We start from the raw sequence: 6,505 nt of genomic DNA on the forward strand, positions 1-6,505 counted from the left end.
TTAGCATCGATAGAAAAACGATCTGATGACCCGGAGGATTTTGGGTTAATTATGTTTTTGTCAATCATGTGGCCGCTATTGATTGTTTTTTTGCCAATTTTTTTGTATTCGTTTTTCTCAACAATAAATACGATCAATTTGTTGGCAGGCGGTCATGAAATGGCAATTTGGCGCTGCGATTATAGGCATCGCGCTGATTGGCTATGCTGCACACTCCGTCTATTCGGTATATGCAGAAAACGGCCGGCTGACGAGTGAAAATGAATCCCTGACCCAACAGAATCAACGCCAGCAGTCCATCACCGACAACGCCTACCACTCTATCAGGTTATTCAATGACATCTCACGAATTAATAGCGAAAACCGGCAGCGGTCAGCCGTGGATTCTGAGAAAACGCAGGCCGCCATCAAAACGGCTGTTATTAATCATGATTGCGCCGCTCGCACTGTGCCTGATGGGGCTGTTAGCCGGTTGCAGCAACACGCGAACCGAATACGCTCCGGTGCCGCCGATACCGACCCCGGCACATCTGCTCGCTGACTGTTTGGCTCCAGTAATACCGGACAAAATGACATGGAGTGACAGTTTGATTTTAAATGAGCAACTGTTGACAGTCATTGAGCAATGTAATCTGGATAAGCGGGCGATACGGGAAATTGCAAAGCCCCTACAATGAGGGGCTAAACATTAACTAACTGAAAGTGATAGTTTTTTACCTATCGCGGCAACCGCTCGGCTAATCGTATCAATCTTAGTGGTATGACGTGGCGCCAGTATTCGTTGGATTTCAGGGGGACGGATACCGGTTAAGCGTGATAAATCAGCTTTACTAATTTTAGCGCTGAGAAGCTCATTATTGAGTAAGATTTTGGCATACACACTATCAGGTAAGTGTACCCACTGTTCATCTTCCTGAAGCTCCGAATCTGCCAGGGGAAAGTTTTTATCCATATCAAAGTAGATTTCGACACTGGAAAGTAAAACATCCTCCGCCATTTCCATTGCTTCAGGCATATCTGCACCACATGTAATGGCTTCGGGAATATCCCTGAATGTGACTGTATATCCGTTATCTTCTTTAACAAATTTAGCAGGATAGTACATATAGACCTCTTTAATAATCTGTCGGTGCAGTGATAGCCCTCGCATTGAGGGCTAGAGTTTATTTTAAATCTAGTTGCTTCTTGACTCCTTCGACTAACCCCGTGGTCAATTCCTGACTGGGGTGTCTGGGGAGGTGGCTTATTTTGCCTTTGTAGTAGAGTTTCAGGTGTTTTTTGCCATTCTCTGTTTCTACTCCTTGCGCTTTTAGCCACTTTAAAAATTCACTTTGTTTCACAGCTCCTCCGTTCTGTTAACTTGAAATAATTGTATGCAAAAATGCTAACAAAGGCAAGAGGAAATTAGCATTTTTGCATATTAATTTCACCGCGCATTCTGCAATCAAAAGTGAGGTAAATATGCCTGAGCATCAGATACCACCACATAGGCGTCCATCGGGGTTAATGTTAAATGCAGCACAAAGGGAAGAACGAAAAGCCAAGATGCTGCTGGATATTGTCAAACTAAAGCGATATCACGGACTCAATGATGAAGAACTCGCGCAAGTGATGAAAATAGCTTGCGAATTATCGAAGTAAAAGGAAACGAAAATGGCAGCTCCAAAGGGCAATCGGTTTTGGGAGGTCCGAAGCAGTCATGGGCGGAACCCGAAGTTTGGTTCGCCTGAGGAACTGTGGAAAGCATGTTGTGAATACTTTGCATGGGTAGAAGAAAGCCCGCTGTACGAGACAAAGGCGTTTCATAATCAGGGTGAAATAGTTTACGCAAAGTTAGCAAAAATGCGGGCTATGACAATATCTGGGATGTGCATATTTCTAGATATATCACGGCAAACTTGGGATCTGTATAGAGCCAGGGAAGATTTTATTGGCATCACTACGCGTGCGGAACAGATTATCTATAACCAGAAGTTTTCTGGCGCAGCGGCTGACTTACTTAATGCCAATATCATCGCCCGTGATTTGGGGTTGAAAGAGCAAACCATTAATGACCATCTTTCTACTGACGGTTCAATGTCCCCCGCTAAGATAATACTGGTTGCCGGGGGTGAACATGACGACAGCCCGGATTGAACTCCCGCCTAAACTCATTCCGGTATTCAGTGGTGACTATCGTTATAGATGCTCACATGGTGGACGAGGCTCAGCCAAGACAAGAACCTTTGCACTAATGACGGCCATTCGCGGTTACATGGCTGCTCAGAACGGGCAATCAGGTGTCATACTTTGTGCGCGTGAATATATGAACTCCCTTGAAGAGTCATCAATGGAAGAGGTTAAGCAGGCCATCAGGTCTGTACCTTGGCTGAATGATTTCTATGAGCTGGGCGAAAAGTTTATCCGCACCAAATGCAGGTCGGTTAACTATGTGTTTGCTGGGTTGCGCCACAATCTCGACAGCATCAAATCCAAAGCCCGTATTCTGATTGCATGGGTGGATGAAGCGGAATCGGTTTCTGAAACTGCATGGACAAAACTGACACCGACTGTACGTGAGGCTGGTTCTGAAATCTGGGTGACATGGAACCCGGAAAGAGACGGCAGCGCCACTGACAAACGGTTTAGAAAGAACCCACCTGAAAATTCCATCATTGTTGAGATGAATTACGATGATAACCCGTGGTTCCCCTCTGTGCTGGAAGAGGAAAGGCTAAGTGACCAAGCAAGGTTAGAGCCTGCTACTTACTCATGGATTTGGGAAGGTGCCTATCTGGAAAACTCCGATAAGCAGGTGTTGGCGAATAAATACGTTATCAAGGAATTTCCTGATGACCTGTGGCAAAAAGCGGACAGGCTGCTGTTTGGTGGTGATTTTGGTTTTGCCAAAGACCCCAGCACGTTAATCCGTATCCCTTGAGACGCCCATAATTTGACAGGCTTTCGAGACATTACCGAGTTCCTTGGCGAGATTCAGCAAACCGGCTTTGTGTTTGATGATAGGGTTGTTAGTATGAAGCATGAGAGTTACCTCGTATTTTGTATAAGGATTAGACACCCATATCAAAACCGGTAACTCTCAACCTTTCAAGGTTCAGTGTCAGATCACGTCGTGACTAATACACCTAATTGCTGGTAGTCCATTCCACCCTCAAGAATGGGCGTTTTGCCTGCATTACGAGCACCTTTGTAGCGTTCGAGGGCTTCCAATGCTTTATTGCCTTTGACACCATCCAGCCAATCAGCGGATTTAATCACGCCAGCCGCCATCATGCCGTCTTTCATAATGCTTGAACCGTGGCGTTGTTGTGCCAGTCCCAAGCCCAATGTTTCACGGCAAATGGTGACAGGCGAGCGGCCAAGAAAGCCATCTTCCGTGGCATAACGTAAATGTAAGACTTCTTCCTGTAAGTAAGTTGACCTTGCCGCTATAAGGTTCGGTGATGGTATAGACGAATCGGTGATCGGATAATCGCTGTGGTACAACCGCCGACGGTGGGTAAGGGTGCAATGATTGTGGCTGTCCATCGTTTCCCCAGCCTATCACGGCATAGGCATTACCATTCAGCAGGCAATGACGCATCAGGGTTCGCTTAAACTGAAACGGGGTCTGGCAGTCATTCGGGCATTCATTGAGTAAATAATCCACAGGGTGATCACTCAGCCATTCGCGGGATTCTTTCCCGTTCTGGTGCCGAACCCGATAAAGGTAACAAGGCATAGTCGCCACGGCTTCACTAATCACTGTGACGGCATTCATCACCGCAGGCAAACCTTCGGCTATCGAGGGTGAAACATACTCACCTGATTTGGTATTAGGTACGCCTGCCAGAGAAAGAAACTCATCAATCGTCATACTTCGGGTTTCTGGGGCATTACGCTTAAAAGGCCACATAGTTACACCTCAGACAATTGCAGCCAGTAATGACGCAAATCCGTATTGCTGGGTTTAGCAGCATTCAGCGAGCGTTTGGCTATCTCTACGCCACTTTCAGGATAAGCGGGCATACTGGTGATCGTGATTTCCCGCAATTCCGCTTCTAATACCGTCCTGATATAAGGCTCTTGACCAACATCCCACAGGCCTTTTAGTGCCCTAAATCCGAAGCTCATTCCTGAGATATCACCACGCTCAACCAATGTCAGCACATCACGCCCCAATTGGGTATCAGGCGGAGTAAGCTCGAAACGTAATCCGGTAGCATCTTCACTCAATTGCAATGTGCCGGAGGTAGTACGGCCTAACAGGTTCATGTGATCATGTTCATAAAGTGCCCTGACATCAACGCCAGAAGTTAAGCTGGCACTAAACGCATTCGGGGCGAACTGTTCTATAAATTCATCCCATAGCACTTGGGATCGGCTGTTCCACTTAATCACATAGCCTGTCAGCTTCTTATCGCTGGCAGAAAGTGATGCCGTTCTTAATTCAATATCATTCATTCGATGAACTCCAAGACTGAAAAGGGGCGCTGTGCCCCTCTTACTTATTTACTGGTTGCTTTGATTTCCAGTACTTTAATTGCGTTGGAGTCCACCAGACCGCCACCCAAATATTTATCGGTATGTACCTTATAAAATCCCGGTTCGGTGATATTATCGGGACGGGTACGGGTTCCGGTTTGATGGTCAACGATGAAGTAACCGCGCTTGAAGTCGCCCAGACCAATGATGTTATCGGGCATAAATTCGAGGTAATGAACAGGCAAACCCAGCAACATGTCAGGATCACCCGCTTACAGACGCTCACGCCAGATATAATCGCCGTTACCGTTTTTCAGCTTCTGCACCTGAGCAGCAGTGGTTGAGTTCATCACCCAAACCGCGTTCTTACGGTATTTGTTCTTGAGCAGGAATTTAAGGTCAATCAGGCTGTCAGCTTCAAGACTGGTTGCTTCCAGCTTTTGCAGCGTACCGAATGCGCGTACCTTATCGGCTTGGGTGTCACGTGGATAAGATAGGAAGCCTTTTGCTTTTTTGCTGCCATCACCGCTTACAAGATCCGTTTCTTCGGTATCCACGAATGTGTCGGCAATCTCAGAAGTTAACCAGCCCAGAATATCTACATCGCTAAAATCGATAATCTCTTGGGTAGTCTTGGGGTAAGCATAGATAGGGAACAGCTTAATGCTGACTTCTTCCATCTTCGGTGTGGCAGTCTCACCGCGTGCCTTGCCTTCTTCTCCATGTGCTGCGGCTGCGCTACCGACCGAAACCAGTTGTTTATATTCATTGCTACGCGTGGTTTTGATAGTACATATTCGGCGCATAACGGATTCATCAGCCAGTTGCTGCATGATTTGCTTGTTCAGCTCCGGGATAACGGTATAGCCACCGTCTGAGGGGACGCCTGTAGACAAGGAACGCGCTTCTCCGGTCAGAATATAATTGCGCAATTCGTCATTGCTGAGTTTGTCACTGGTCGGCTGGTTTTTCGCCTGATTGCGTTCTTCATCAGACAATGCCTCATAACGGGCAATTTCTGCATTGAGGGCATCAGACTGAGTGCGCAGTTCGTCGAACTGTTTCGCTTCTTCGGCGTTGAGTGAGCGCTTTTCGTCTTCGGCTTTGGTAAGCAACGAGCGCATTTGTTGGGTTAAATCGGTTTTTTGTTGGCGTAATTCGAGAAGTTTTTTCATGGTGTTTTTTTATATCGATTTGTTTTTAATGAGATATATTTAACAACATGAAAAATAATAATAAAGAAAGATTACTATGGTGTTTAATCACACAATAATAAAAAGCCTCTGAAATTTAGAGGCTAAACAAGATAAAAATAATATTTATAAAATTTATTTTAATTTATTTACATAGATGACTTCATATCCATCATCTGTTGGATAAATAAAAGCATCATCATCAGTGGATGGAAAACTAAATGAAGCAAAAAATGCCTCATATGATATTGATGTAAATGGAGAACTCTTCCAAAGATCTTTACTTTTTTTATCATATAAAACAATAAAATATTTATCTCCCATAATGACATACCTCCACATTGCATATGGAGATATGGGTAATTTTTTATATACTACTGCGGTATATTGATCATTTTTATCTTTTACTTCAAACCCCTTATTCCAATCACCGAAAAATAAAGTTGAAGAAAATAGCATCCATACTATAAGAACAATAATGAACACTAAAACCAATGATGGTTTCATAGTGGTAAATTTATATTTTATTTTCATCGTTTAAGAACTCTATTTTGTATGAAAAATCCATTCGTAAAATATCACAAACAATTGCAAAATAACCTCTCTCATTATGTTTTTTCTTATTCCCCAAACCTATCAAATACTATTAATTTTAAATAATTAAATATCAGTTATAGTTTATAGTTAACATTACTTTGCGTGAAGTAAATGTGATAATGTTTTTGTTGGTGATATGTTATATAACTTTTCATAATCATGAGAGTTTCATATTTCCTATTCCTTTCCATGTGGTTGCTGAAGCGGCATTCAAAAAAATCTTAACTTTTTTGATTAGCTGCCACATATAT

At 43.9% G+C, this 6,505-nt stretch carries 7 protein-coding genes and 4 pseudogenes; 4 read left to right on the forward strand and 7 right to left on the reverse strand.

Going from position 1 to position 6,505, the window contains the following annotated elements; translation table 11 throughout:
* Window positions 1–154: 154 nt before the first annotated feature.
* Window positions 155–541, forward strand: coding sequence for a hypothetical protein (locus IQ209_RS15665; RefSeq protein ID WP_193852165.1), 387 nt, complete (start codon window positions 155–157; stop codon window positions 539–541).
* A 147-nt stretch (window positions 542–688) separates the two neighbouring features.
* Here the strand turns inward: IQ209_RS15665 and IQ209_RS15670 are convergent, their stop codons facing one another.
* Together IQ209_RS15670 and IQ209_RS15675 are read right to left on the reverse strand one after the other, a co-directional pair.
* Complete coding sequence (locus IQ209_RS15670; protein WP_193852166.1) at window positions 689–1,105, reverse strand: type II toxin-antitoxin system HicB family antitoxin; 417 nt, start codon at window positions 1,103–1,105, stop codon at window positions 689–691.
* Window positions 1,106–1,163: 58 nt separating this feature from the next.
* On the reverse strand, window positions 1,164–1,340 hold the full coding sequence (locus IQ209_RS15675) for an mRNA interferase (RefSeq protein WP_092520428.1): 177 nt from the start codon (window positions 1,338–1,340) through the stop codon (window positions 1,164–1,166).
* Between the two features lie 121 nt (window positions 1,341–1,461).
* Here IQ209_RS15675 and IQ209_RS15680 point away from each other — a divergent pair, with 121 nt between their 5' ends.
* From IQ209_RS15680 to IQ209_RS15690, 3 genes and pseudogenes are all read left to right on the forward strand, one after another.
* A complete protein-coding gene (locus tag IQ209_RS15680) occupies window positions 1,462–1,641 on the forward strand; it encodes a hypothetical protein (protein WP_193852167.1) in 180 nt (59 codons plus the stop codon).
* Between the two features lie 12 nt (window positions 1,642–1,653).
* Window positions 1,654–2,136 (forward strand): DNA-packaging protein, encoded by a 483-nt coding sequence (locus IQ209_RS15685; RefSeq protein WP_193852168.1) that lies wholly within the window; start codon window positions 1,654–1,656, stop codon window positions 2,134–2,136.
* Window positions 2,117–2,914 (forward strand): annotated as a pseudogene (locus tag IQ209_RS15690) (PBSX family phage terminase large subunit); the annotation flags it as partial. The gene IQ209_RS15685 and the pseudogene IQ209_RS15690, both read left to right, overlap by 20 nt.
* On the opposite strand, the pseudogene IQ209_RS15695 reads toward IQ209_RS15690, so the two are convergent.
* The 5 genes and pseudogenes from IQ209_RS15695 to IQ209_RS18410 all read right to left on the reverse strand — a co-directional run.
* Window positions 2,909–3,022, reverse strand: a pseudogene (locus IQ209_RS15695) (helix-turn-helix domain-containing protein); the annotation flags it as partial. The pseudogenes IQ209_RS15690 and IQ209_RS15695 overlap by 6 nt on opposite strands.
* Window positions 3,023–3,120: 98 nt before the next feature.
* Window positions 3,121–3,895: pseudogene (locus tag IQ209_RS15700) on the reverse strand (phage portal protein); the annotation flags it as partial.
* Window positions 3,896–3,897: 2 nt separating this feature from the next.
* Window positions 3,898–4,443, reverse strand: a complete 546-nt coding sequence (locus IQ209_RS15705) for an HK97 family phage prohead protease (RefSeq protein ID WP_193852169.1) — start codon at window positions 4,441–4,443, stop codon at window positions 3,898–3,900.
* A gap of 44 nt (window positions 4,444–4,487) precedes the next feature.
* A pseudogene (locus IQ209_RS15710) lies at window positions 4,488–5,639 on the reverse strand (phage major capsid protein).
* A 153-nt stretch (window positions 5,640–5,792) separates the two neighbouring features.
* Window positions 5,793–6,191 (reverse strand): DUF6201 family protein, encoded by a 399-nt coding sequence (locus IQ209_RS18410; protein WP_228005919.1) that lies wholly within the window; start codon window positions 6,189–6,191, stop codon window positions 5,793–5,795.
* Window positions 6,192–6,505 lie beyond the last annotated feature (314 nt).

Origin of the sequence: Xenorhabdus sp. BG5, assembly GCF_015163665.1 — a bacterium.
GTDB lineage: Bacteria > Pseudomonadota > Gammaproteobacteria > Enterobacterales > Enterobacteriaceae > Xenorhabdus.

Excerpts from the sequence above, each read along its gene's own strand:
- IQ209_RS15670 (WP_193852166.1), bottom strand. The coding sequence starts at position 1,105 with ATGTACTATCCTGCTAAATTTGTTAAAGAAGATAACGGATATACAGTC.
- IQ209_RS15685 (WP_193852168.1), top strand. The coding sequence starts at position 1,654 with ATGGCAGCTCCAAAGGGCAATCGGTTTTGGGAGGTCCGAAGCAGTCAT.
- IQ209_RS18410 (WP_228005919.1), bottom strand. The coding sequence starts at position 6,191 with ATGAAAATAAAATATAAATTTACCACTATGAAACCATCATTGGTTTTA.
- IQ209_RS15665 (WP_193852165.1), top strand. The coding sequence starts at position 155 with ATGAAATGGCAATTTGGCGCTGCGATTATAGGCATCGCGCTGATTGGC.
- IQ209_RS15705 (WP_193852169.1), bottom strand. The coding sequence starts at position 4,443 with ATGAATGATATTGAATTAAGAACGGCATCACTTTCTGCCAGCGATAAG.
- IQ209_RS15680 (WP_193852167.1), top strand. The coding sequence starts at position 1,462 with ATGCCTGAGCATCAGATACCACCACATAGGCGTCCATCGGGGTTAATG.